The sequence below is a fragment of the Ruegeria sp. C2 genome, from assembly GCF_056537765.1.
This window is the reverse complement of record NZ_JBQFRZ010000004.1, coordinates 164,029-189,298: the sequence shown is the minus strand read 5'-3', so window position 1 is coordinate 189,298 and position 25,270 is coordinate 164,029. Positions and strand designations below refer to the sequence as shown.

Below are 25,270 nucleotides of genomic sequence, written 5' to 3'. Positions count from 1 at the left end.
CATAAGCCCCCTATGATTTCCAGTATCCCCGGTCAGCCCGGGTTTCACAGGGAGGAAAAAATGAAAGCCATTCTCAAAACCGCCGTTGCCGCGATGGCGCTTGCATCTGCCGGTACGCTGGCCAGTGCAAAAGAACTACGTCTGTCGCATCAGTGGTCGAATAAAGACATCCGCCATCAGGTGGCGCAGATGGTCGCCGATGAGGTCGCCGCTGCCGATGTCGACCTGGACATCAAGATCTTCGGCTCGAAATCGCTGTTCAAACCGCGCGAGCAGTACAAGCCGCTCAGCCGGGGTCAGCTGGATATGACGGTTCTGCCGCTCAGCTATGCCGGTGGCCAGCAGCCCGCCTATAACCTGACGCTGATGCCGGGTCTGGTGAAGAACCACGATCACGCAGCCCGCCTGGCGGATTCCCCCTTCATGGACGCGCTTGAGGCCAAGATGGCCGACGATGATGTAATGGTTCTGGTACACGGCTATCTGGCTGGTGGCTTCGCCGGTAAGGACAAATGCATCACCAACCCCGAGGATGTGGCGGGTCTGCAAACTCGCGCGGCTGGTAAGTCGTTCGAGCAAATGCTGGCAGGTGCAGATGCTTCGATCGCATCCATGGCATCGTCGGAAATCTATAACGCGATGCAAACCGGCGTTCTGCAGGCAGCCAACACCTCGTCTTCGTCCTTCGTCAGCTATCGCATCTACGAGCAGGTCGCGTGCTACACCCCTGCGGGCGATGTGGCCCTGTGGTTCATGTATCAGCCGCTGCTGATGAACAAATCGACCTTTGATGGTCTGAACGAAGAACAGCAGGCCGCCCTGCTGGCTGCTTCGGAAAAAGCACAGGCCTTCTATCTGGAAGAAGCCAAGAAACAGGACGCAAACTCGGCCAAGGTCTTTGAAGAGGCTGGTGTCGAAATTGCCGAGATGAGCCCGGAAGACTTCGAAGCCTGGCGCGCCCTGGCACAAGAGACGTCCTACAAAGCCTTCGTAGAAGAGGTTCCTGATGGGCAGGACCTGCTGGACAAGGCTCTGGCGGTCGAGTGACCCCCTCTCACCGGGCGGCCCCGCCGCCGCCCGGCCCCTGATCTCAGTTCTGATCTTCTCTGATCTTCAGACTTAATTGCATCTCAATCACAGGAGGCGCAAATGGCCGGTCATAGCTCTGCCGTTGCTTCCCACACAGGGAACAATCCCTTCCTTCGCTTCGTCGCCGCACTTTCAACTCTGGCGGGCTGGTGTTCCGCAGGAATGATCGTCGCTGCTGTCGCTATCACTTGCCAGATGATCGTCGTGCGCTTCGTGCTGAATCAATCGACCATCTGGCAAACCGAAGCGGTCATCTATCTGGTCATCGCGGCCACGCTGGTCGGGCTGCCTTATGTGCAGCGCCTGCGCGGGCATGTGAATGTCGACCTGATCCCAATCTCACTGGCACCGCGTGCGCGCTTCTTCATGGCGATCCTGACGTCGGTTCTTTCCATCGTCATCGTCTCGGTCATGCTGTTCTACGGCTACGAATACTGGCATTTCGCGTGGGAGCGCGGCTGGAAATCCGACACCGTCTGGGGTGTTCGCCTGTGGATTCCCTATCTCGCCATCCCGGTTGGCTTTGGCCTGCTGCTGTTGCAGCTGATCGCCGACCTCGTCGCCGTCCTGCTTGGCATCGATAAACCCTTCGGACTGGAGTAAAGCCGATGGATCCCCTTTTGCTCGGCGCAATTGTCGCCATCGCCACCATCCTCGTTTTGTTCTCGGGCGTATCGGTCGCCATCGGTCTGCTGATCGTCTCGGCCGGGTTCCTGATCGTCTTCGACGGCCCGCGTTCGCTGGAACTGATGCCGGAAATCCTGTTCGGCAAGCTCGATAACTTCGCCCTTCTGTCCATCCCGATGTTCATCATCATGGGGGCCTCAATCGCCTCTACCAGAGCTGGGGCAGACCTTTATGAAGCGCTCGAGCGCTGGCTGACCCGAGTTCCCGGTGGTCTGGTCGTCTCGAACCTTGGCGCCTGCGCCCTGTTCGCGGCCATGTCTGGCTCTTCGCCCGCCACCTGTGCCGCCATCGGCAAGATGGGCATCCCCGAGATGCGCAAGCGTGGTTATCCCGACGGTGTGGCCGCCGGTTCCATCGCTGCAGGCGGAACGCTGGGTATCCTGATCCCGCCATCGGTCACCATGATCGTCTACGGTATCGCCACCGAAACCTCGATTGGCCGCCTGTTCCTGGCCGGCGTAATCCCCGGTCTGATGCTGGTTGGCCTGTTCATGGCCTGGTCGCTGTATTCGACCTGGAGATCTGGCGACGCGACGCGTCTGGGTTCGGGCAGCTATACTTGGGCTGAACGGTTCGAGATCCTGCCGCGTGTTCTGCCCTTCCTTGGCATCATTCTGGGCGTGCTCTATGCCATGTATGGCGGCATCGCCACGCCTTCGGAAACAGCCGCTGTTGGTGCCCTGCTCTGCCTGCTGATCGCGATAATTATCTACAAGCTGTGGAACCCCAAGGACATCTGGGTCGTGCTGCGTGACAGCACCAAGGAAAGCGTGATGATCCTGTTCATCATTGCTGCTGCCGGTGTGTTCTCGTACATGCTCAGTTCGCTGTTCATCACCCAGGCGATTGCCGAATGGATCGGTACGCTGGATGTGAACCGCTGGGTTCTGATGGGCGCGGTCAACGTGTTCCTGCTGATCGCCGGGTTCTTCCTGCCACCCGTGGCTGTGATCCTGATGGCGGCACCGATCCTGCTGCCGATCATCACCACCGCCGGCTTTGACCCGATCTGGTTCGCGGTTGTGCTGACCATCAACATGGAAATTGGCCTGATCTCACCCCCGGTTGGTCTGAACCTTTATGTGATCAACGGCATTGCGCCCGATATCTCGCTGAAGACTATCCTGACCGGTTCGCTGCCCTTCGTGGCCTGCATGGTGATCGCAATCATCCTGCTCTGCCTGTTCCCCGGTCTGGCCACTTGGCTGCCCGACGTGATCATGGGAGCAGCGGTATGACCCTGCTGGCGGATCTTCTATCCACCGTGTTCGAGCGGCGTTACCGACGCGACAGCGCGGTGGCCCCGGATGGCCGCCCGCTGACCGAACTGGCCGACGCGCTGGTTGGGTCAGCAGGGGAAACCTCGGGGCTGGCTCTGGCCGAGGAAATCCTGACAAGGTTCGATACGCTGAGCGATGACGACAAGCTGGAGTTCTTCCGTTATCTCGCCACCGCCATGAATATCGACCCCGAGGCGGTGCGTTCGTCACTGGACGAGTACGAGCGCAACCCCTCGAAGGCCAGCTATCGCACCTTCGCCGCCGCCGTCGAACCGGCGCGGCAAGAGATGATCCGCCGCCTGAACCGGGTACCCGGTGCCACCGGGGCGCTGGTTCAGATGCGCGCCGACCTGCTGCGGCTGGGCGGCAAGGAGCCCGAGTTGCAGGCGCTTGATCTGGATTTCAGGCACCTGTTCGCCAGCTGGTTCAACCGCGGCTTTCTGGTGCTGCGCCCGATCAACTGGGAGAGCCCGGCGCATATCCTTGAAAAGATCATCGCCTATGAAGCGGTGCATGCTATCGACAGCTGGGACGACCTGCGCCGCAGGCTTGAACCCACGGATCGGCGCTGCTTTGCCTTCTTCCACCCCTCGATGCCGGATGAACCGCTGATCTTTGTCGAAGTGGCGCTGAACAGCGGCATTCCGGGTTCGGTTCAGGCTTTGCTGGCCGAAGACCGCGATCCTTTGCCTGAAGATCAGGCCGATACGGCGGTGTTCTATTCGATCTCCAACTGTCAGGCCGGGCTCGCCAGCATCTCTTTCGGCAATTCGCTGATTAAGCAAGTGGCCTCGGACCTGTCGGCTGAGTTAGCAGGGCTTAAGACTTTCGTCACACTCTCGCCAATTCCGGGGCTGACCAAATGGTTGTCGCAGGAAAGCACCGATTGGAACATCGAAGAGCCCGATCAGATGAAGGCACTGGCGGCACATTACTTGCTGAACGCAAAAGGCCGGGGCGATCTGCCGTTCGATCCGGTCGCGCGGTTCCATCTTGGCAATGGCGCGCTGGTCCATGCAGTCCATGCCGATGCCGATGTTTCGGACAAGGGCCGGGCGCAGTCTGGCGGGACAATGGTCAACTATCTTTATGACCTTGGCCGTGTGGCCCAGAACCACGAGCAGTTCGCCAATACCCGCGAGGTCATTGCCTCGCCCGAGGCCAAATCGCTTGCCGCGTCAGCCTCTCTCACCACGACACAGGAAAGGTAACCCTTATGGCCAATCCTCTCTATGACGGTTTGTTCGGCGCTCATGCCGGTAAAGACACAGCCTTTTTGCAGCTGCTCGACGGAACGACCATCACCCATCAGGACTTTCTGAGCACCGCCGCACAGATCGCCCATGTGGCAACGCAGCTGGGGCTGAAACCCGGCGACCGGGTTGCGGCACAGATCGAGAAATCGCCCGAAGCGCTGGCGCTGTATGCCGCCTGCGCGCAGGCTGGTCTTGTATTCCTGCCGCTCAACACCGCCTACACGGTGGATGAACTGACCTATTTCATCGAAAACAGTGGCGCCTCGCTGATCGTTTGTGACAGCCGCAGCGAAGAGAAACTCGCCCCGGTTGGTGCGCAGCTTGACGCGAAGGTGGAAACCCTGAACGCTGATGGCAGCGGCAGCCTGATGGAGCAGGCAGCCGCCATGCCTGCCAGCTTTGAGACCGTTGACCGTGACGGCGATGATCTGGCCGCGTTCCTCTATACCTCGGGGACTACGGGCCGGTCGAAGGGTGCAATGCTGACCCAGAACAACCTGTTGTCGAATGCGCAGGTGCTGGTCAAGGAATGGCGCTTCACATCCGACGACGTGCTGCTGCACGCGCTGCCGATCTTTCACACTCACGGACTATTCGTGGCCACCAATGTCACGCTGGCCGCGGGCAGCAGCATCGTTTTCATGCCCAAATTCGATCTGGATGAGATCATCGGGCGGATGCCGGACGCCACGACCATGATGGGCGTGCCGACCTTCTACACCCGCCTGCTGGACGATGATCGTTTCACCAAGGATCTGGCCGCACATATGCGCCTGTTCGTTTCGGGCTCGGCCCCGTTGCTGGCCGAAACTCATGTGCAGTTTGAAGAACGTACCGGTCATCGCATCCTGGAACGCTATGGCATGACCGAAACCAATATGAACACCTCAAACCCTTATGACGGTGACCGCCGCGCAGGCACCGTGGGCTTTCCCTTGCCCGGGGTCGAACTGCAGATCTGCGATTCAGATGGCAACCCGCTGCCGCAGGGCGAGATCGGCGAGATCGAAGTGCGCGGTCCCAACGTGTTCAAGGGCTACTGGCAGATGCCGGAGAAAACCGCCGCCGAACTGCGCGAGAATGGGTTCTTCATCACCGGCGATCTGGGTCGCATCGACGATGATGGGTATGTCCATATCGTTGGTCGCAACAAAGACCTGATCATCTCGGGCGGATACAACATCTATCCCAAGGAAATTGAGCTGGTTCTGGATGATCAGCCCGGCGTCATGGAAAGCGCGGTGGTTGGCGTGCCGCATCCTGACTTTGGCGAAACCGTTTTGGGTGTGATCGTGGCCGAGCCGGGCCAGTCCCCCGATCTGGATGCGATGATGGGCGCCGTGCGTGACAGCCTGGCGCGGTTCAAGCACCCCCGCAAACTGATCCTGCTGGACGAGTTACCCCGCAACACCATGGGCAAAGTTCAAAAGAACGTCCTGCGTGACCAGTACAAAGACATGTTTGTGGCCGCCTGACATGACCTTCCCCGACCATGCAGCCACTCTCCTCGAATATGCTGCAGGTCAAACTTCAACGGCCAGCGTACGCAATCTTTGTGTGCACTGGTCGTTGCATTTTTCGGAGTTGATCAATGTATCGAAATATACTTGTGCCCGTTTCCTTTGACGCAGATCGCGACGTCGCGCAGTCTATCCAGGTTGCACGGGCCCTTTGGCAAAGCGATGGCAGTATGACATTGCTCCATGTTGTCGAACATCTGCCGCAATACACCAGCGACTTACTGCCCGAGAACCACTTTGACATTGCCAAAACGGCAATCAGCGACAAGCTGAAACCGCTGATCGGTGATGTTTCGGGCGCCAAAATTGAAGTGGTCGAGGGGCACGCAGGCCGCGGGATTCTAGACTATGCAGCGTCACATGAAACGGATTGCATAGTCATCGCAAGCCACCGCCCCGGCCTGCAGGATTACCTTCTGGGTTCGACCGCTGCACGCGTGGTACGTCACGCTCCGTGCTCGGTTCATGTGGTTCGATAACAGATATCTGAGGCATCCGTTGAAGCATATATCGACGGATGCCCGCACACCATTATCTTGACTGGTCGAACTCATAGCAGACCAGCTCACGCGAGCATTCGGTATTGAAAAGTTAGCCCACGGCAGGATGGCTGCGCACAGATGCGTCCCGCAGTTAATCAAACTGCTTCAGCAGCTTCAGTGAATGAACAGGACACCTTCCAACGACACTGCAGCCGTTCCCTCAAGGATCACCCTGGGATCGTCGTATTCACAAGAAATCACACCACCCCGCGCCGATAACTGACGCGCAAACAGCTGTTTTTTCTCTAATATTTCAGACCAATAAGGTGTCAGACAGCAATGCGACACGCCCGACACGGAATCCTCTGCTACTCCGTTCGCAGGGGCAAAGAACCGTGAAACGAAATCAAACTCTCCTGACCCTTGCGCGGATATGATGACTGCTGGCAATGGTAATTTGACCAGAGCAGTAAAATCCGGAGTACAGCTCAGAACGTCATCTTCGTTGTCAAAAACCGCCAGATAGTGCTTTGCGGCCAGTAATTTCGAGGGCTTTTTCCCAAGTGCTTCGATCAGGCCCGAGGGGGCGTCGATCACCTCTGGCACAAGTGCGGGCATATCCAGACGCAGTCCGGTTTCCCCGCGTCGAACAGTCATTTGGACAGAACTGGAATGGAAGGTGACCGCTTCCAACCCTATCCCGAGATTGGAAAACACCACATGGGCAGCGGCGAGCGTCGCGTGTCCGATCATATCGACCTCGCGCGTGGGGGTGAACCAGCGAATGTCGTATTCGGAGTGCGCGTCGCTGTTGTGTGCATTTGCTCTAGGAACAAAAAACACCGTTTCAGATTGGTTCAACTCGCTCGCGATGGATTGCATGACCGGTGCGGGCAGCCATTCGTGAAGCGGGCACACACCCGCGGGGTTTCCTCTGAGGGTGCGGTCTGAAAAAGCGTCGACAATATAGGTCTGAAGTCTCATTTTCTGTCTTTGTCTGATCTGTTGGATAACCCCGAAAGAGATCGGAGCGACCTATACGGATGGCCGCAACGGGCGCATAAGCAACCTCAACCGCCTACGTTCTCACGACACCCGGCGCGCCGAATAGGGCACGCCGGATTTCAGTCTTACAGTTGCGGCAGTTCGGCTGTTTAGCAGTGCCCTGCTATGACTGAGTCAGCCGCCAGTTGACTTATTTACTGAGCAGGATTTGTCGAGGGTAGTTTGTGATGTATTCGAATCCTGTTTCGGTGACGACGACGGAGTCGCCGATCCGGCCACCATTACGCAACAACACTGTGACGAAGCGCGTCTGATCCACCGCAAGGCCATCGCGCTTTGCGAAAACGACGACGCGCAGAAATTTGTTGCCCTGAACCAGCAGCCGCAGACGCTGATAGGCTCATTGATAGGCAACGCGATACTTCGGGAGCTCTGGAACCAGGCTCATGTTCAAGCATCCAGCGTGTGGCACCGTATGGAGAAAACCGTTGGGCAGGAGGTTTATGACGCCCTCATGATTGAAACCAAGGAGTTGCTCGCTGCGCTGGAGTAAGACGACATAACTGCAATTGGACACATTCAACGCGTCCACATCGGATACGAGTACCGTCTGATCTGCATATACCTGCTCACGCACGAGGTTGAATCGAACGCTTGAAGCAAGCTTTCACAAGAAGTGTTCTGTGGGCCTGATAGACATATCAGACTGACAAGGCATCCCTGCAACGCCAACACAAGGATAGTTATCTGATGAAAATTGGAGTTATCGGCACTGGTACCATCGCAGTAGCAGTCGTCGAAGGAATGGCGGCTGATGGTCATCAGATCACTGTATCCCGCCGCGGTGAAACGCAGTCTACCGGTTTGGCCCGTAAGTTCTCAAACGTGACGGTCGCAGACAATCAGAACGTGATCGACGCAAGCGACGTCATTCTTCTGGGCTTGCTAGCTGAACAGGCTCGCCCCGTGCTTGAAGGCCTTAAGTTCCGGTCGGGTCAGCAAGTCATTTCACTTATGACCGGTCCTACGTTGGAAGAATTGACGGACATGGTTGCCCCTGCCCGCGCAGTGGCCAACATGATCCCATTTCCGGGGATTGCTGTTGGTGGCTCTCCAATTCTGGTGCTTGGCGATACATCGGTTGTGGATAACCTGTTCGGCGCACGAAATTCGGTATTTCAGATGAATACCGTTGCCGAACTGAACGCCTATCTGGCTGCGCAGGCCGTGTTATCGCCAGCTGTTTTGATGGTTCAAGGCGCAGGTGGCTGGCTTCGTCAACAGGTGCAGGACACCGAACAAGGCGAAGCCTTTCTGCGCATGCTTGTCGGATCAAGCCTGATATCCGCGCCGAGCTGCCGACAGCTGATCCAATCACTGAACACGCCCGGCGGCTACAATCGGCGCCTTCGCGTGCATATGGAATCCTCTGGGCTGCTGACAAATCTGAAAGAGGGGTTGTCCGATCTATGAAAATATACGGGTTGGGCCTTGCTTTATCTGCATGAAGCCAGGGGGTGATCTCTGATTTGCAGCTTAAATCTCAACATCGGCTGAAATAAGATGTATACAGCCCATTAAAGTCGAACTCAGCTCATGCGGAAGGCTCCGATACTTGATTATTACCGAACGACAGATCGATGCACCTGCCAAGGTCACAGTAGACCAGATTCAGGAGCAAATTCTTGAACGTATCTGCTTTGCGCATTATCGGCCCGGCGATCAACTGAAAGAGGCCGCGCTTGCCAAGGAGTTCGGCGTCAGCAGAACTCCGGTCCGGGATGCAATTCAGCGTATCGGGCATTTGGGTCTGGTCGAAACACGCAATGGTGTCGGGACGGTTGTCATTGAGCTTTCGGGCAAGCGTATACGCCATCTCTATGAAGTGAGGATGGTGCTGGCCGGCCTGATCGGAGAACTGTCACCAACCTCTATCGAAATCCATCATCAGGAAGAAATCCGGTCGATTCATGAATGCGCCCTAGCGCTGCGAGAACGACTTGACTCTCAGGAGTTCGTGAAACTTAACCAGCGCCTTCAGGCGTTGATCACATCTTTGATCGGCAATTCAACACTGCGCGAGTTCTGGAACCAGACTTATTTTCAAGCGACCAGTGTTTGGCACCGCATGGAGCAACTGGTAGGGTCTGACGCGTATGAAGCACTGACCCGGGAAACATCCGACTTGTTGATGGCGCTGGAACGTAAAGATATCGCGGCAGTCGGATATATACAGAAAATCCATATCGGATATGCTTTCCAATTGATTGAACAACATCTGTTGGGCCAACCGAAATGACATCAGGATACAGCTTCACGATCAATCTTTCGAACCGATGGCCGGTCGCAGGAATTGTGATGTTGTGATCGGAAAATGGCGGAGAAAGCACATACCACATCTCTTGGCATCCTGATCTTTCCGGGATTTCCCATGGCGTGCCTGACCTCGTGCATCGAGCCCCTGCGGGCCGCCAACGAGATTTCAGGGCAGAATGTGTTCCGCTGGACGGTGGTTGCTGAAAAAAATGCGCCTGTGCAGTCCTCTGCCGGAGTAACATTTTCGCCGCATTGCGCTTTGGCTGACGTGAAAGCTTTGGATCATTTGCTGTTTACCGCAAGTCCCAACAGTGTGTTCGAATACCCCTCCAAGGCGAACGCGGCCCTGCAAAGGCTGCTGCGCGACAAGACGCAGCTTGGTGCGATCAGCGGCGGTGTATTTCCTTTGGCCAGAACCCGGTTGACCGGAGATCAGCCCCTATCTGTCCACTGGTGTTATGAGGCCGCCTTTCAGGCCGAGTTTCCCGAGATTCCGATCACAGACACCGTAATTTGTACGGAAGGTGCCTTCACAACCATCTCTGGTGCATCAGCCGTGTTTGACCATATGCTGACGTTGATCGAAGACCACCTAGGCGACGACATCATGGCCGAAGTTGCGTGCTGGTTTCAGCACCCTTTCATCCGCAGCGCCGCCATGTCACAAAAAGTTCCGGCGCTCTCGACCGCCAAGAGTCAGGATTTGCTTCCGAAACAGGTGGCACGGGCTATTCAGCACTTTGCAGAACATATCGAAAACCCCATCCAGATCAGTGAAGTGGCCGATGCGGTCGGCCTGTCAGCACGCTCACTTGAGCGCGGGTTCAAAAAGGCGACCGGTCAAAGCCCGCTCAGCTATTACCGCAGGATGCGAATGAACCAGGCGCGGCAGCTGGTTCTGTATACAAACGACCCGATTGCCGAGGTGGCTTACATGGTCGGCTACGCAACCCCCGGCGCGTTCATGCGGCATTATCGAGAGACTTTCGGTGTCACGCCAATCAGCGACCGGCGTGCCAAGAATTCAATGCGGGTCGGCAGCGATGATGTGCTGCCATCAGGCTGACGTCAGGCGATCTATCGGGCCGGCAAGATCATTTTGTCCGCCAAGCTTGGTCGGTTTTTAATCTGGGCAGCATTGATTTGAACAATGAGGAAGAACTCATCCCATCACCCGGCAATCTAAATGTTAATGGGAGCTCAAAACCCTGATGCATTCAAAAGCTCAGCAGAACCGAAATGAAATGCAGAACATAGCTGTGCCGCCCTGATCCTAGGACCGCGGTTCCAAATTACGCTTGAGCAGAAACTGATTCTTGAAATTCTTGAGGCCCAGCATCACCTCGGCATCCACGATATCCTCAACGCCGTGAATGTGCTCTTCCAAAAAGGTCGCAAGATCATCGGGCTCGTCACAGACCAGTTCAACCATCAGATCAAATCGTCCCGTAACCCAGAGAATGTAAACCACGCTGGTCACTTCACCCAGTCGATCCGCGACGGTTTGCGGGGTCGTACCCGGCGCAACCTTCAAGCAGATCATGGCATCCGCCTTATATTCCGAAGCTGTGGGATCGGTGATCGCAACAATCCGAAGCAGGCCAGCCTCTTTCATGGCGTTGACACGATTACGTACTGTGCCCTCGGAAACATCAAGCTTCTGCGCGATCTCTGAAAATGGCATTCGCCCGTCGAGTTCGAGCATCTGAACGATCTCGCTGTTCAATCGCTCTCCGACCGAATGAGTGCCCCGTTGGCGGGAAGGCCTGTCCGTTTCTGAGTTTCGCGATAAATTCACGGGGCGTCCTCTTGTTGTATCAGGCCAGCATTGCTTGGATCATAGGGCTGAACCCTCAAAGATTTCAAACCGATTTCCCGTAAACGCGAGGGCTATGCTGTGGATTTCAGGCTTTAACCAGCGCTTCAATCAGCTCCTGATTTTCCTTGCCTGATATGTGCATGATCTCTTTCGGTCCGGAAAATCCCTTCTAAACCCTTCAGGAAACAGCTGGTGTCTTCGCGCGGAAGTACCATTCCATCGATGATATCCTTAATGGCGAAATACCTCTTGCGAACTATTCCTGCAAAAGCTCTCGAATCCCCGAGTCCAACGAGGCGGTGAAACCTGCATCGTTGCCCGGATTGGCGGCACAGTGACCCCAAGGAGAGTCATAGGGACGGAAGTCTGCATACTGCATGTGCTGCGCTTCGATGGCGTTGTCTTCTGGCGGGAAGTACAGATCCTGCTTGCATGGCATCAGGATTGCACGGGCCTTGATCGCACCAAGGGCCGCTTTGAAATCACCATTGTAAAGCGGGCCTGCTGAGATGTCGCCAGCTTGCCAAGTTGCCAGCTTGGCCAAAAGGTTGTTGGCGTCCCAGCCCTCAGCATGATCGATCTCCCAGTCAATCAGAAGGTCTTCGATCGTGTTGAAGCCAAGCTGCTTATACAGACCTTCGCGATAAAACGTCTGGGAAAATGCCCAACCTGCATAGACCCGCCCAAAGGCTTTTAGCCCCGCCGCGGGTGGTTCATCGTAATCGCCTCCGTTCCAGCTTTGATCAGCGCAGAGCGCAGCTTTGACGCCTTCGAGAAATACAAAATTATGAGGCGATGTTTTGGCTGAGGCGCAAAACGGCAGGATCGCCTTGACCATATCGGGATATTGCGCTGCCCATTGGTACGACTGGCACCCGGCCATGGACCAGCCTGCAACCAGCGCGATCTGCTCGATACCAAGATGGTCGTGGATCAAACGATGCTGTGCCGCGATATTGTCCCACATCTGCACCAGTGGAAATCGCGGGCCATCCTGCGGCGCAGGTGTGTTCGAGGGTGAAGATGACCGCCCGTTGCCGAACAGGTTCGGGCTGACAATGAAATGCCGCGCCGGATCCAAGGCTCGGCCCGGGCCGAAGAACCCCTCGTTACGGGAATTGGTGCCGGTATAAAACGTCGGCAGCACGACGACGTTATCCCGCGCGGGCGACAGGGTTCCATAGGTTTGGTAAGCGAGCTTGGCACCCTTCAGTACCTCACCTGACAAAAGTGGGAAGTCGCCGAGTTCGAGCAACTGGAATTCCTGTGCCATGGATACCCCTGCTGTTAATTTGAGAATGGCCCCGAAAACCACCGGGGCCATCCGTGTTTCGGTCAGTAGAGCCTTAGGTATTCCTGCACTTCCCAGTCAGTGACCGATTGGTGATACCGCTCCCACTCGTCGTTTTTGTATTCCAGATAGGACTTGCGCATGACCGGACCCATCACGTGATCGGCCATCTCGTCATGACGCAACGCTTCGATTGCGTTCCACAAGGTGCGCGGCAGGCGGCGAATACCAAGCTCGGTCAGCTCACTGTCAGTCTTGGAATAGAGGTCGAAATCCGTGGGTTTGCCGGGATCGATCTTGTTCTTGATCCCCTGAACCGCACAAGTCAGGTGCATCGCCATAGCCAGATAAACATTCATCGTCATGTCGCAAGCGCGGTTTTCAATGCAGTGGCGGCTTTGCGGCAAGCGGAATTGGGCGGATCGATTGTTGTACCCGAAGGTGATGTTAGTCGGCGCCCATGTGACAGTGCCGCCTTCGAACCCACCCACGCGTGGAACCAAACCGTTATACGAGTTCACAGTCGGGCAGGTAATCGCAGTAATCGCCTCGGCGTGCTGCATCAAGCCCCCTACGGCGTAACGGCTTTCCTCCGACCACTCGCCATCTTCCGTCTTGAAGATGTTTTCGCCGGGGCGGCTTTCATGCTGCATCGACATGTTGATATGCGCGCCCGAGCGCCAGTCACCCACGGTAGGTTTCGGCATGAAGGTCACGAACATACCGTGTTTCTTGGCGACCTCTTTCAACACAATCCGCAAGAACGCCAGCCGGTCGGACATTTCCAGCATGTTGGTATAGTGGAAATCAAGCTCGAACTGAGAATAGGCGCCTTCAGCCACCACGTCATGCAGGTTCCAGCCCAGCCCTTCGATGATGTCGATCATGTCCTTCAGGAATGGCATCGAGTCGACTGAATATTCCACATCATAGCCAAACGCCTGACGACGCGGGCGCAAGCCATCCGCCGGATCGTTGTCGAAGGCTTTCACCGGTTGACCGGCCTCGTCATATTTCATCACGATAAATTCGGGTTCGACTCCGGCATAGCCTACATAGCCATCCTGCGCAGCCTCGTGCATCGCGCGCTTCAGTGCTTGGCGGGGGCAGACATTATAGGGCGCATCTTCCCAGTAGAGGTCCGAAAAGATGATCGCCATCGAGGTGTCCCATGGGCAGACATAGACCGCGTCCAGATCCGGCACCACGACCTGATCACTGTCGGCGGGGCTCAGTTCGGGGACATAGGAAATCGAATGCACCGCGAATTGTGGCCCTTTGCCCAGGCACAGCTCTTCGAAATCGCTCATCGGGACAGGCTTGGTTTTGGGGATGCCATGCAGGTCGATCCAGGCCCCCATCACATATTTGACGCCTGCCTCCTCTAACTGCTTTTTGACGGCGGGGATTTTGGGACGGTTGCGTTCAACCGCGTCCTGAAAGCTTTCGTAGTAGATCTTGCTGTTTGCATTGTCTTTGGGCACTTGGCTTCCTCCTGTTGGGGGGCCGTCAGGTTTCGGAACTCAGAACCTGACGGTCTGGAATTGGGCGGTGTTCTCGCCATGGGGAAAGCGGGTGTCCCGGACGTTGAGAGAGGAACAAGAACACCCGCCTTCAGGCAGCGTCGGACGTTCAGCCCGCCACGAAGTCGTCGGGATCGATGCCCGGAACTTTGGTGATCCCAGCCAGTTGTTTCCAGTTATGCGGATAGGCAGCGTAGAAGATCACACACTTCTCATCTGCTTCGTATGAGATGTGGTTGTCCTTGGGTACGAACAGAACGTCGCCGCGGTTGCAGATATATTCTTCGCCATCGCAGACCAGCCGGAAGGTGCCTTCCAGGCAATAGATGATCTCGTCACAGGTCAGGTCCCATGGCACCTTGATGTTGTTGAGCACATTGATGCCGCCGCACATGGTCTTGCTGAATTCGCTGGTCACCATCGGCTTGATATACGTGTCGCTGTCGCCCATCGCGTTGTAGCGATCCTCGACCAGATCGAATTTGAATAGCTGTGGTTTATCGCCCATGGATCAGGACCCTTCCTTGGCCAGATGTTTCAGAATGGATTCGTTCAGTTCAACCTTGTAGCCGTCCGGGTCTTCGCAGAACGCGATGACGCGAGTGCCGTTCTTCATCGGCCCCGGCGGGCGTGTGATATTCACCCCGGCAGCTGCCAGATCCTCACACGCCTTGTAGACATCCGGGGTTTCGATGCAGATATGGCCCCAGCTATTGCCGTGGTCATACGACTCTTCCTGATCCCAGTTTGCGGTCAGTTCCAGCGTCGGAAATTCCGCCTCGGGGCCATAGCCGATGAACGTGTTCGTGAATTTGCCTTCGTGGTAATCAGTGCGGCGCAGGACCTGCATCCCCAAGATCCCGCAATAGAACTCCAGCGATTTTTCCATATCCATCACCCGCATCATCGTATGAGCAAGGCGGAACCCGCTGCTGATATTATCGGTCACGGTTTTCTCCTCAATTCAGTGGTTTTCGGTGGCGGTCACATCCCGCGCCACCATTTCCTGGAACGCGCGCACGCTGTCCTCCCATGCCGGAGACAGCACGCCGCCTTCATCCGAGATGGATGAGGCCCGTCCCAGCTGCAGCCGTTCGGTCATCTCATGATCTTCTTTGTGCACATCCCACCACAGCTGCTTCAGGCCTTCGATCTCGTCCTGTGTCAGCGCCTGCCCTTCTGTGGTGTAAAGCGCCCGCTTCTGCATCATTGTGCCAGGGCCGGTGGGGATATTCAGATAGACCCCCATCTGGTCCGGAAAATACCGGCCCAGAATGAAGTTCGGATAGAGCGTCAGATAGCGCGAGCTGACACCCAGGCTGCCCGATGTCCCGATCTCTTCCTCCAGATCAACCGCACTGCCCATGCAGTTGCCGTCGACGATCGTATAGTGGTCTTCCAATGGCTGATCCGTGGTCGAGGAATGCACGAACTGGACATGGTAAGGCTCGATGAAATTCTCCATGATGAATTTCCAGTTACAGGCAATCTCGCCGAAATCGAGCGTTCCGATGCATTCCAACTTGTCCCAGTCCATCCCCTCCAAACGGCCCTGAATGGTGACGGAATACTCGTCAAAATCTGGCGCGTTACCGTCGAGATTGACGAAGATCCAATCTTTCCAGACATGGCTGCGCACGGGGACCAGGCTGTTTCGTTTCTTGTCGAACCCTTCGGCCTGATGATCGTTTGCACCACCGAAATGAGGCGCGGCACGCAGCTGTCCGTCCAGATCATAGGCCCAGGCATGATAAGGGCAGCGGATGAGCTTACCCACATTTTTGGGCGCATCGACCAGGGTCAGACAACGGTGACGGCAAATGTTGTGAAAAGCCCGTATCTCGCCTGCAGTGTTACGGATGAGCAGCAAGGGATGTTCAGCCACCGTGACCGGGACAGCATCCCCTGCAGCACGCAGCTCATGTGCGAACCCGACACAAACCCAGTTGCGTGTAAAGACCGAGGTACATTCGGCCCGCCAGAATTCTGCATCCTTATAGGCCGCAGCGGGCAGGCCACGTTTTGGAGTGGTTTCTTCGAAGAAAGACTCAAGCAACGAATTGATTGGCTTCATCGTTCAAGTTCCTGACATAGGGTTTCGAAATCGACACCACGGCTCTGCGGCCGAGCGTTTTCGTAGTGTCTGCCAGCAGTGAACTGCGAAAAACGCACCTTGTCTATTATTTTTTACGAATGCGTCACGTAAATTTGCATGATTCGCAAAAAATACCCTGAATCCGCTCGACAATCATGACGTTTTCGCAATTTCGCTGAGCAAAACTCAATACAATCGCCAGAATTTTTCGGCCGACCTCTTCGAATCAAGCAGCACATGTTCAACAGGGCTTCGAATACCGAACTCAAGCGGGCTTTGCGCTGCGCGATCCCGGCAAGCCCTACGGGATCACCTTGCGCTGCGCGTGCACCATCAACCGCTCGGCCTTTTGCGTTATTGTATTCAGGATATCCCCTACCGGCGGCATGTCTCTGATCAGACCTATCCCTTCGCCAACAGGTATCGTCGCATGTAAGTTACGCAAAGAGGGTGCGACCACAGGCTCAGGCTGGTTTTCGTCTGAGTTCAAGGCCTGAACCGTTTCATCTCCGGTCGCATGCAGGACGACCTTGGCTAAGTCTGAATGAACTTGCCCTTCTTCACTGGCCCAAAGTCGAGCGCCCATGACAACACCATCCGCGCCCATTACCAAAGCGGCTGCCAGCCCGCGGGAATCGGCAATGGCTCCGGCAGCCAACAGTAGGGTGTCATGCGCCTCGCGATACAGGAAATCCGCGACTTCGGGCAACAAGGCAAACGTCGTACGTGCTCCTGATTTCTCCGATGATACGCTACTTTGCGCCACCACCACGTCAGCACCCGCCTCAACGGCCAACGCGGCGCCTTGCAAATCTTGAACCTGACAAATCAACGGGACATTGGCATGTGCAATCCGGGGTGCAAACGGACGTGGGTCGCCATGAGAAAGAAAGATTGCGCGCGGTCGTCGCGCCAGAACCATGTCCAACAGCTCGGGAGATTTTGCCAGACGCGAGGTCGTGAACCCGCAGCCCACCGCCTCATTTCCTGCGGCTTGAAGCTGGCGTTCGATCCAGTCCGCATCGCGTTCCCCAGCACCGATCAGCCCCAAGCCACCCGCCCGTGCGACTGCCGCAGCCAATGACCCGTCGGCAAGTCCCGGCGTCGGCGCCAGAACAACGGGACAGGTCAGCCCGAAAAGACGGGTCAATCGGGTATCGATCATGCGCCACCTCACAAAAGATGATCGATTGAAACAGGAACGCCGGAGTGTAGGCGAACACTCCGGCGACATGGATGGTCTGATTGCGGCGTAAATCTGCGTGAATTTGCGCCGTCCAAACAGAATCAGATATCGAGCGTGTGTTCTTTTTCCCATCTTGAGAAGTGAGAGACGAAGGAGTTCCATTCCTGATGTTTCATCTTCAGATATGCTGCCGAGAACTCCTGGCCCATGGCCGCCTTCAACTCTGTATCCTTGTCGTAATCACGCAGCGCATCCAGCATGTTAAGAGGCAGCTTTGGCGCATCGGTGACCGTATGGCCCTCGGCATACATGTCGATGTCATAGCGACGGCCCGGATCAGCCTTCGAGCGGATGCCGGAGAGGCCGGCGGCGATGATCACCGCCTGCAACAGGTAGGGGTTGGTGGCACCATCGGGCAGGCGCAGTTCGAACCGACCGGGGCCAGGGACACGCACCATGTGGGTGCGATTGTTACCGGTCCAGGTCACGGTGTTGGGGGCCCAGGTCGCCCCCGACATGGTCCGCGGCGCGTTGATACGTTTATAGGAGTTCACCGTGGGGTTGGTGATCGCCGCCAGCGCGCTGGCATGTTTCATGATACCGCCGAGGAAATACTTGCCCTGCTCACCCAGACCGACCTCGCCGGTGGGGCCTTCGCCTTCGCCGGCGAACACGTTGGTTTTGGCATCCGCGCCCGGCGCATCCCAGACCGAGATATGGGCGTGGCAGCCGTTGCCTGTCAGCCCCTCCACGGGTTTGGGCATGAAGGTGGCGCGCAAGCCGTGCTTTTCAGCCACCGATTTGGTCATGAACTTGAAGAACGAATGCTTGTCAGCCGTCTTCAGAACATCGTCAAACTCCCAGTTCATTTCGAACTGTCCGTTGGCGTCTTCGTGGTCGTTCTGATACGGGCCCCAGCCCAGTTCCAGCATGTAGTCGCAAATCTCACGCACCACATCATAGCGGCGCATGACGGCCTGTTGATCGTAACAAGGCTTTTCCGCCGTATCGAACGGGTCACTGATTTGCTCGCCATCCGGGGTCAGCAGGAAGAATTCCGCTTCGATACCCGTTTTGACATGCATGCCTTCGGCAGCGGCCTCGTCAATCAAGCGGCGCAGCACGTTGCGCGGGGCTTGCGCCACGTCCTTGCCCTCCATCACACAGTTTCCGGCCACCCAGGCAACCTCGGGCTTCCAGGGCAACTGAATGACCGAGGATGGATCGGGCACCGCCAACATATCCGGATGCGCCGGGGTCATGTCGAGATACGTGGCGAAGCCAGCAAAGCCCGCACCGTCCTCCTGCATGTCGGCGATGGCCTGTGCGGGCACCAGCTTGGCCCGCTGTCCACCAAACAGATCGGTGAACGAAATCATGAAGTATTTGACGCCTTTTTCCTTGGCGAAAGCAGCCAGATCTATCGTCATGGTCGGCCTCCCTTTCCCTGTTGATATGTCTCAATAGAAGAAAGGCGCCGCCCTGTCGGGCCGCGCCTTGGTCTCATGTGTCGATCAGAACCCTGCCTTGCCCGGGTACCAGTCGGTGCCCGCCAGCGGCACACGTGCCATGGCGGCGGCCTCCATGGTCAGGGCACACAGGTCCTCGGGTTCCAGATTGTGCAGGTGATTGTGGCCGCAAGCACGCGCGATGGTCTGCGCCTCAAGCGTCATCACCTTCAGGTAATTGCGCAACCGACGACCCGCTTCGATCGGGTCTAGACGCGCGGCCAGTTCCGGGTCCTGCGTGGTGATGCCCGCAGGGTCCTGCCCTTCGTGCCAGTCATCATACGCTCCGGTGGTGGTACCGAGTTTCTGGTACTCGCTCTCCCATTTCGGGTCGTTGTCGCCCAAAGCGATGAGGGCCGCAGTACCAATAGCCACCGCATCCGCACCCAGAGCCATGGCTTTGGCCACATCGGCACCGGTGCGGATACCACCCGAGATCACAAGCTGCACTTCACGATGCACGCCCAGGTCCTGTAGCGCCTGTACGGCCGGTCGGATACAGGCCAGCGTGGGAATGCCAACATGTTCGATAAACACATCCTGCGTCGCGGCTGTGCCGCCCTGCATCCCGTCCATCACCACCACGTCAGCCCCGGCTTTCACGGCCAGCGCTGTATCGTAATAGGGCCGGGTCGCACCGACTTTCACGTAGATCGGCACCTGCCAGTCGGTGATTTCACGCAGTTCGAGGATCTTGATTTCCAGGTCATCCGGCCCGGTCCAATCCGGATGACGACAGGCCGAGCGCTGGTCGATACCCTTGGGCAACGTGCGCATCTCAGCCACGCGGTCGCTGATCTTCTGTCCCAGCAGCATACCGCCGCCGCCGGGCTTCGCACCCTGACCGACAACAACTTCAATCGCATCCGCCTTGCGCAGATCGTTCGGGTTCATGCCATAGCGCGACGGCAGATACTGATAGACCAACTTGGACGAATGTCCGCGTTCTTCGGGCGTCATGCCGCCGTCGCCAGTAGTAGTCGATGTTCCAGCCATCGACGCGCCGCGACCCAGTGCTTCTTTCGCGGGACCGGACAGAGCCCCAAAGCTCATGCCCGCGATGGTCACGGGAATGTCCAGCTCGATGGGTTTCTTGGCAAAGCGCGTACCCAGCGTCACCGAGGTATCGCAACGTTCGCGATACCCTTCGAGCGGATAGCGGGACACTGATGCACCCAGAAACAGCAGGTCATCAAAATGGGGCACCTTGCGTTTGGCTCCGCCACCGCGAATGTCATAAATGCCGGTCGCCGCCGCGCGCCGGATCTCAGCGTTGATCGGGTTGGTAAACGTCGCCGACTGGATCGGCATGGTGCGGGGGATGGTCTGATCCATATCTTTCATACCCTTCGTCCTCAGTAAGCGGCTGCGTTGTCGACGTCGAAATTATAGAGCTGACGGGCCGAGCCATAGCGCTTGAATTCCTCCGGCTTCGCATCTGTTCCGGCGCGTTCCAGAAGGTCGGCCAGCAGTTCCAGATGTTCGGGCCGCATCTCTTTCTCAATGCAATCCGCGCCAAGACTTTTGACCGAGCCGCGCACAAACAGCCGCGCCTCATACAGCGAGTCGCCAAGCGCATCGCCCGCATCGCCGCAGACCACCAGATTGCCAGCCTGTGCCATGAAAGCAGACATGTGGCCGATATTGCCATGGACGACGATATCGATCCCTTTCATGGAAATCCCGCAGCGCGAGCTGGCATTGCCCTTGATCACCAGCAAACCGCCATGCCCGGTCGCCCCGGCATATTGACTGGCATCGCCTTCGACGATCACGGTGCCCGACATCATGTTTTCGGCAACACCCGGACCCACCGAACCCTCGACCTTGATGGTCGCCTGTTGGTTCATGCCTGCGCAATAATACCCGGTCGAGCCTTTGACGGTGACCTCAATCGGCGCGTCCAGACCCACTGCGATGGCGTGGCTGCCCTTGGGGTTCTGAACTTCCCAACTGGTTTGATTGGTCTCTTTACTCTGCGCCTGAAGGGTCGAGTTCAAACCACGTAGGCCGCTTTCTGCAACGTCGTAAGTCTGCATCTTAGTGGCTCCAGAAATAGACGGTCGAAGGTTCAGGTTCCCAGACGCGGGCGTCTTCGATGCCGGGCAGATTAACCAGCGCGCGGTATTCACTGCCAAAGGCGACATATTGGTCAGTCTCGGCCATAACGGCCGGTTTACAGGCGATCGGGTCACGGACCACGCCGAACCCGTCTTTGGTGCCGACGACGAAAGTGAAGAACCCGTCCAGATCTTCCAGACTGCTTTCCAACGCCTCACCCAGAGTTGCGCCGTTCTGCATCTTCCAGGTCAGGTAAGCTGCACCAACCTCGGTATCATTCATCGATTCAACGCGAACGCCTTCGCGCTTAAGCTTGCGGCGCAGCGCATTGTGGTTCGACAGCGACCCATTGTGCACGAGGCATTGATCCGAGCCGGTGTTGAACGGGTGCGCCCCCTCAGTAGTCACGGCAGATTCAGTTGCCATCCGCGTATGGCCGATGCCATGGCTACCGCTCATGGTCGAGACGTTGAATCGCTCCGCCACGTCCTTGGGCAGGCCAACCTCTTTGTAAATTTCAATCGTCGCGCCGTCCGACATTACGCGCAGTCCGGGGCGCAGCTCACGCACGGCCTGACGCGCCTGCTCGACCTTCGTACCGTCCAATTCCAGAACGGCATGAGTGTCATTCGACCGCAAGGAAACTTTTGTTCCAATCGCAGCCTCAAGATCCGCCGCAAGGGTCCGAAAATCCTCGTCGGGTGAATCCGACTGCACCGTTAGTTTCGCAGCGCCATTCGCCTCGGCGCCATAAATTGCAATACCTGCGCTGTCCGGGCCCCGGTCGGTCATCGTGACCAGCATGTCCGTCAGCATCGAACCCAATTGGGGTGCAAGTGACTGGTCCTTAAGGAATAGTCCGACAATTCCGCACATTAGCTTTTGCCCTCTGAAGTTTTGTCGAATCTGACGTTATCAGCCCAACTTCAAGAAAACAACAAGAAGAAATAAATTTTCATGTGGGGAAAATGTGTTCGGAAGCTGGCTCGCACGCATCAAACACCCGAGGCGACTGCCATCCCGGTTCAAAAGAAAACAAGACGTTAAGGATCAACTGGTCTGAGGATACGAGATGATCGACAGATACTTGGCGGGCAGTTTCACCAAAATCTCGGGCCCGTGAGGCGCGTCGGCATCAAAGAAAAGAGTATCCCCCGGCTTCAATGCATAGATGTTGTCGCCATGGCGATAATCGACCTCACCTTCCAGCATATACAGCATTTCGATCCCGTCATGCTGGAACGTAGGAAACTTGTCCGACTCCTCGGTCAGCGAAATCAGATAGGGCTCAACCACGACTCCGCTGGCATTGGCCCCCAAATGACCCAAAAGGTTGTACTGATGTCCGGCTCGGGTGCCCGCTCTCTCGGTCTCGACGCCCTCGCCCGCTTTCGTATGCACCGCGTTGCGAGTTTCCTCATAGCGGCGAAAGAACGAAGTGATTGGTGTGCTTAACGCATCCGCAAGGGATTGCAGCGTCGTCAATGAAGGCGAAGTTGCACCGTTTTCGATTTTGGACAACATACTGATCGACAAACCGGTCAGCGCCGACAATTCGGCAATTGTCGTACCCTGCTGCAATCGCAAAGCCTTGATTTCGCGCCCGATCGCAGTTTCCAGGTTCTTTTCGCTACTGTCCCGAACCTTATGTGGGTCCTGCGAAAAGATCACTTTTTCATCGGTCGTTTCGGCCTGCGCCATTCCGGTCCTCTTGATCTCTTTGGATGTCTAATCCAACCATGACACATGACCACCTGATTTGGGTAGTCGGTCTTGGTGGGCAAGTATTTTTTCATCTCAGTGCTTTGGTTCCGGATTTCGGTAACGGGATCGTCCCAATCAGGAGCTTTTGCGCACTACGATTGATCCGTCGCAGCAGTGTTTCGGATTTTCTTTGTATGCTTCCTGAGTGTTCTGACAGCTACGACAACCGGCGCCAAGACCACTGACATCCAGCCAAGTACGCCTTGAGAGAACGGATACCGTTCGCAAGGTTCCGGGATAAGCTTCTAAACGGAGAAGTCGTTTACAGCCCGCCCGAGAGAATATCATCCAGGATCACTAATAAAGTAACTAAAACTTATCTATAATAAAAACTAGGTCATTTTTCTTTACGTAACTGAGAATCGCAATTACCAACTCCGGCAGCGCGACAGGAGGAGACACCACAGATGTTTGCGGCAGATAAAACGTACAAAGTAGTTCTGGGCGTAATCGGCGCTGATTGCCACGCCGTTGGAAACAAGATCCTGACCAGCCTGTTGACCCGGGCTGGGATAGAAGTCGTCAATCTTGGTGTCATGGTCAGTCAGGCAGAGTTCGTCACGGCAGCACTTGCGGAAAATGCGGACGCGATCCTTGTGTCATCGATCTATGGCCATGGTGAGATCGATTGCCAGGGGCTGCGTGAGCGATGCGAAAACGCAGGGATTGGGGAAATTCTGTTGTATGTCGGTGGGAACCTTGTGATCGGCAAGCGGGACTTTGCGACTGTTGCGCAGCGCTTTCAGGACATGGGATATGATCGCGTCTTTCCAGCCTCGGTCAACATTAGTGATGTTGTCGCGTTGCTGAAGGACGATATTGATCTGCGCCGCATTCCGAATATCGGCCATAACTCCGGCGCAGTCTCGGTCAGATTTACCGACTGGGCTGCCGTGTAGACGGCCGATGATGACATGATTGACATGCCAGAGATCACGAATACCCGGCTGGCCGATGCCGTTTTTGACGCTGAACGCGAAACCGTTCTTCAATCATGGCACACGGGTTCCGAAGTAAATTTTGAAACCGCGGTTGAGCGTCAGGCCGCTCTGCCCGAGGACAAGCAATTCTCGGTGGCACTGGCACATGTGGACGAAACAGGGAAAACACTGCTGCAACCGCGCGCTGGTGTGGCGTTGTTGCGGGAACACACAGCGCTAATGGAAGGTCTGTCCCCGTATTGCGATGTGTTGCCCACCACCATCGACGCCTACACGCGCCACAACCGCTATGACGAGGCGCAGGAAGGCATCAATCGGTCCCGCGCTGCCGGAACCTCATTGTTGAATGGGTTTCCGGCTGTAAATCACGGTGTCACCGGATGCAAAAAACTGGTGGATGCAGTGTCAAAACCGATCCAGGTGCGTCATGGAACCCCGGATGCACGGCTGCTGACCGAGGTAACGCTGAGCGCCGGGTTCTCGTCCTACGAGGGTGGCGGTATTTCGTACAACATTCCCTATGCCAAGAATATCCCGCTGGAACAGTCGATCCGCCACTGGCAATATTGCGACCGGCTGGTAGGGCGTTTCGAAGAGCACGGTGTGCGCATCAATCGCGAGCCTTTCGGGCCGTTGACCGGAACGCTGGTACCGCCATTCGTATCTCATGTCGTCGCGATCATCGAAGGGCTGCTGGCGCTGGAACAGGGCGTGCGCTGTATCACGCTGGGTTACGGTCAGGCCGGCAATCTTGATCAGGACGTGGCAGCGCTGCGGTCGCTGCGGCGGTTGGGTCATCATTATTTCCAGAACGCCGGTTATGAGGACTACAAGCTGACGACCGTTTTCCATCAGTGGATGGGCGGCTTCCCCGAAGACGAGGCTAAGGCTACAGCGGTAATTTGCTTGGGTGCTTTGGCCGCCAAACAAGCGCGGGCCACCAAGATAATCGTCAAGACTCCGCATGAAGCCAGCGGGATTCCTTCACTCGAGGCAAATCAAGCCGGCCTTAAGGCAACCCGGCAGATGGTGAACATGATCGCGGATCAGAACCGGAACGACGGCAATGAAATCCTCACTGAGGTTGAAGTGATCGAGGCCGAAGTTCACGCCGTCATGCGCGCCGTATTGAAACTGGGCAAGGGTGACATCGCGCGCGGTGCAGTATTGGCCTTTGAAACCGGCGTAATGGATGTGCCCTTCGCTCCGGCCTCGGGGAACGCAGGGAAACTGACGCCAGTGCGCGACAACCACGGGGCATTGAGGATCTTTGAGACCGGGAACGTACCGCTGCCCAAAGATGTCATGACCTTCCACAAGGATCGGATCGCCGAACGCGCCCGCGCGGAAGGGCGGGACGTATCCTTTGACATGGTGGTCGACGACGTCCGTGCCATATCCGCCAGCAAACTGATTGGTCGCCCTGCGATCACCGCCTAACTCACAG

The 25,270-nt window shown here is 56.6% G+C and carries 25 protein-coding genes; 12 read left to right on the top strand and 13 right to left on the bottom strand.

The genetic code is table 11. The features are described 5' to 3' along the window. The first annotated feature begins 60 nt into the window (after positions 1 to 60). From dctP to ACR0IV_RS14940, 6 genes are all read left to right on the top strand, one after another. Entirely contained in the window at positions 61 to 1,047 is a 987-nt protein-coding gene (gene dctP / locus ACR0IV_RS14965) for a TRAP transporter substrate-binding protein DctP (protein ID WP_480472069.1), read from the top strand. Positions 1,048 to 1,149: 102 nt separating this feature from the next. Further along, on the top strand, positions 1,150 to 1,692 hold the full coding sequence (locus tag ACR0IV_RS14960; protein ID WP_480659572.1) for a TRAP transporter small permease: 543 nt from the start codon (positions 1,150 to 1,152) through the stop codon (positions 1,690 to 1,692). A 5-nt stretch (positions 1,693 to 1,697) separates the two neighbouring features. Further along, a complete protein-coding gene (locus tag ACR0IV_RS14955; protein ID WP_480659571.1) occupies positions 1,698 to 3,014 on the top strand; it encodes a TRAP transporter large permease in 1,317 nt (438 codons plus the stop codon). Continuing rightward, positions 3,011 to 4,267 (top strand): malonyl-CoA decarboxylase, encoded by a 1,257-nt coding sequence (locus ACR0IV_RS14950; RefSeq protein ID WP_480659570.1) that lies wholly within the window; start codon positions 3,011 to 3,013, stop codon positions 4,265 to 4,267. The genes ACR0IV_RS14955 and ACR0IV_RS14950 overlap by 4 nt, the downstream gene beginning before the upstream one ends. Positions 4,268 to 4,272: 5 nt before the next feature. Then, complete coding sequence (locus ACR0IV_RS14945; RefSeq protein ID WP_480659569.1) at positions 4,273 to 5,787, top strand: malonate--CoA ligase; 1,515 nt, start codon at positions 4,273 to 4,275, stop codon at positions 5,785 to 5,787. Between the two features lie 116 nt (positions 5,788 to 5,903). Beyond that, positions 5,904 to 6,311, top strand: coding sequence for a universal stress protein (locus tag ACR0IV_RS14940; protein WP_480659568.1), 408 nt, complete (start codon positions 5,904 to 5,906; stop codon positions 6,309 to 6,311). A 177-nt stretch (positions 6,312 to 6,488) separates the two neighbouring features. On the opposite strand, the gene ACR0IV_RS14935 is transcribed toward ACR0IV_RS14940, so the two are convergent. Next, positions 6,489 to 7,298: a PhzF family phenazine biosynthesis protein gene (locus ACR0IV_RS14935; RefSeq protein WP_480659567.1), complete on the bottom strand. Its 810-nt coding sequence runs from the start codon at positions 7,296 to 7,298 to the stop codon at positions 6,489 to 6,491. A 229-nt stretch (positions 7,299 to 7,527) separates the two neighbouring features. Here ACR0IV_RS14935 and ACR0IV_RS14930 point away from each other — a divergent pair, with 229 nt between their 5' ends. From ACR0IV_RS14930 to ACR0IV_RS14915, 4 genes are all read left to right on the top strand, one after another. Further along, positions 7,528 to 7,872: a hypothetical protein gene (locus tag ACR0IV_RS14930; RefSeq protein ID WP_480659566.1), complete on the top strand. Its 345-nt coding sequence runs from the start codon at positions 7,528 to 7,530 to the stop codon at positions 7,870 to 7,872. A 197-nt stretch (positions 7,873 to 8,069) separates the two neighbouring features. Further along, complete coding sequence (locus ACR0IV_RS14925; RefSeq protein WP_480659565.1) at positions 8,070 to 8,792, top strand: NAD(P)-binding domain-containing protein; 723 nt, start codon at positions 8,070 to 8,072, stop codon at positions 8,790 to 8,792. A 142-nt stretch (positions 8,793 to 8,934) separates the two neighbouring features. Then, positions 8,935 to 9,618, top strand: a complete 684-nt coding sequence (locus tag ACR0IV_RS14920; RefSeq protein WP_480659564.1) for a GntR family transcriptional regulator — start codon at positions 8,935 to 8,937, stop codon at positions 9,616 to 9,618. A 75-nt stretch (positions 9,619 to 9,693) separates the two neighbouring features. Next, positions 9,694 to 10,701: a GlxA family transcriptional regulator gene (locus ACR0IV_RS14915; RefSeq protein ID WP_480659563.1), complete on the top strand. Its 1,008-nt coding sequence runs from the start codon at positions 9,694 to 9,696 to the stop codon at positions 10,699 to 10,701. Between the two features lie 207 nt (positions 10,702 to 10,908). On the opposite strand, the gene ACR0IV_RS14910 is transcribed toward ACR0IV_RS14915, so the two are convergent. The 12 genes from ACR0IV_RS14910 to ACR0IV_RS14855 form a co-directional block, all read right to left on the bottom strand. Continuing rightward, positions 10,909 to 11,361 carry an Lrp/AsnC family transcriptional regulator gene (locus tag ACR0IV_RS14910; protein WP_480472081.1) on the bottom strand — a complete coding sequence of 151 codons (453 nt, stop codon included), beginning with the start codon at positions 11,359 to 11,361 and terminating at the stop codon, positions 10,909 to 10,911. Between the two features lie 349 nt (positions 11,362 to 11,710). Further along, positions 11,711 to 12,727, bottom strand: coding sequence for an alpha/beta fold hydrolase (locus tag ACR0IV_RS14905; protein WP_480472082.1), 1,017 nt, complete (start codon positions 12,725 to 12,727; stop codon positions 11,711 to 11,713). Positions 12,728 to 12,789: 62 nt separating this feature from the next. After that, on the bottom strand, positions 12,790 to 14,229 hold the full coding sequence (locus tag ACR0IV_RS14900) for a glutamine synthetase family protein (protein ID WP_480659562.1): 1,440 nt from the start codon (positions 14,227 to 14,229) through the stop codon (positions 12,790 to 12,792). A 148-nt stretch (positions 14,230 to 14,377) separates the two neighbouring features. Continuing rightward, complete coding sequence (locus ACR0IV_RS14895) at positions 14,378 to 14,776, bottom strand: cupin domain-containing protein (protein ID WP_480472084.1); 399 nt, start codon at positions 14,774 to 14,776, stop codon at positions 14,378 to 14,380. 3 nt (positions 14,777 to 14,779) lie between these two features. Next, on the bottom strand, positions 14,780 to 15,217 hold the full coding sequence (gloA, locus tag ACR0IV_RS14890) for a lactoylglutathione lyase (protein ID WP_480472085.1): 438 nt from the start codon (positions 15,215 to 15,217) through the stop codon (positions 14,780 to 14,782). Between the two features lie 15 nt (positions 15,218 to 15,232). Then, positions 15,233 to 16,342, bottom strand: coding sequence for an aromatic ring-hydroxylating oxygenase subunit alpha (locus ACR0IV_RS14885; RefSeq protein WP_480659561.1), 1,110 nt, complete (start codon positions 16,340 to 16,342; stop codon positions 15,233 to 15,235). A 322-nt stretch (positions 16,343 to 16,664) separates the two neighbouring features. Continuing rightward, positions 16,665 to 17,285 carry an NAD(P)H-dependent flavin oxidoreductase gene (locus ACR0IV_RS14880; RefSeq protein ID WP_480659560.1) on the bottom strand — a complete coding sequence of 207 codons (621 nt, stop codon included), beginning with the start codon at positions 17,283 to 17,285 and terminating at the stop codon, positions 16,665 to 16,667. Positions 17,286 to 17,650: 365 nt separating this feature from the next. Then, entirely contained in the window at positions 17,651 to 18,979 is a 1,329-nt protein-coding gene (gene glnT, locus ACR0IV_RS14875; protein WP_480472088.1) for a type III glutamate--ammonia ligase, read from the bottom strand. An 84-nt stretch (positions 18,980 to 19,063) separates the two neighbouring features. Then, entirely contained in the window at positions 19,064 to 20,392 is a 1,329-nt protein-coding gene (locus tag ACR0IV_RS14870) for an FMN-binding glutamate synthase family protein (protein ID WP_480472898.1), read from the bottom strand. Positions 20,393 to 20,412: 20 nt separating this feature from the next. Beyond that, complete coding sequence (locus tag ACR0IV_RS14865) at positions 20,413 to 21,096, bottom strand: protein GlxC (protein ID WP_480472089.1); 684 nt, start codon at positions 21,094 to 21,096, stop codon at positions 20,413 to 20,415. A gap of 1 nt (position 21,097) precedes the next feature. Next, positions 21,098 to 21,994: a class II glutamine amidotransferase gene (locus ACR0IV_RS14860; RefSeq protein ID WP_480472090.1), complete on the bottom strand. Its 897-nt coding sequence runs from the start codon at positions 21,992 to 21,994 to the stop codon at positions 21,098 to 21,100. Between the two features lie 174 nt (positions 21,995 to 22,168). Continuing rightward, a complete protein-coding gene (locus tag ACR0IV_RS14855; RefSeq protein WP_480659559.1) occupies positions 22,169 to 22,819 on the bottom strand; it encodes a helix-turn-helix domain-containing protein in 651 nt (216 codons plus the stop codon). Positions 22,820 to 23,289: 470 nt separating this feature from the next. Between ACR0IV_RS14855 and glmS the strand changes: the two genes are divergently transcribed. Both glmS and ACR0IV_RS14845 read left to right on the top strand, forming a co-directional pair. Next, positions 23,290 to 23,781, top strand: a complete 492-nt coding sequence (gene glmS / locus ACR0IV_RS14850; RefSeq protein WP_480659558.1) for a methylaspartate mutase subunit S — start codon at positions 23,290 to 23,292, stop codon at positions 23,779 to 23,781. A 15-nt stretch (positions 23,782 to 23,796) separates the two neighbouring features. Continuing rightward, positions 23,797 to 25,263 (top strand): methylaspartate mutase subunit E, encoded by a 1,467-nt coding sequence (locus ACR0IV_RS14845; protein WP_480734406.1) that lies wholly within the window; start codon positions 23,797 to 23,799, stop codon positions 25,261 to 25,263. Positions 25,264 to 25,270 lie beyond the last annotated feature (7 nt).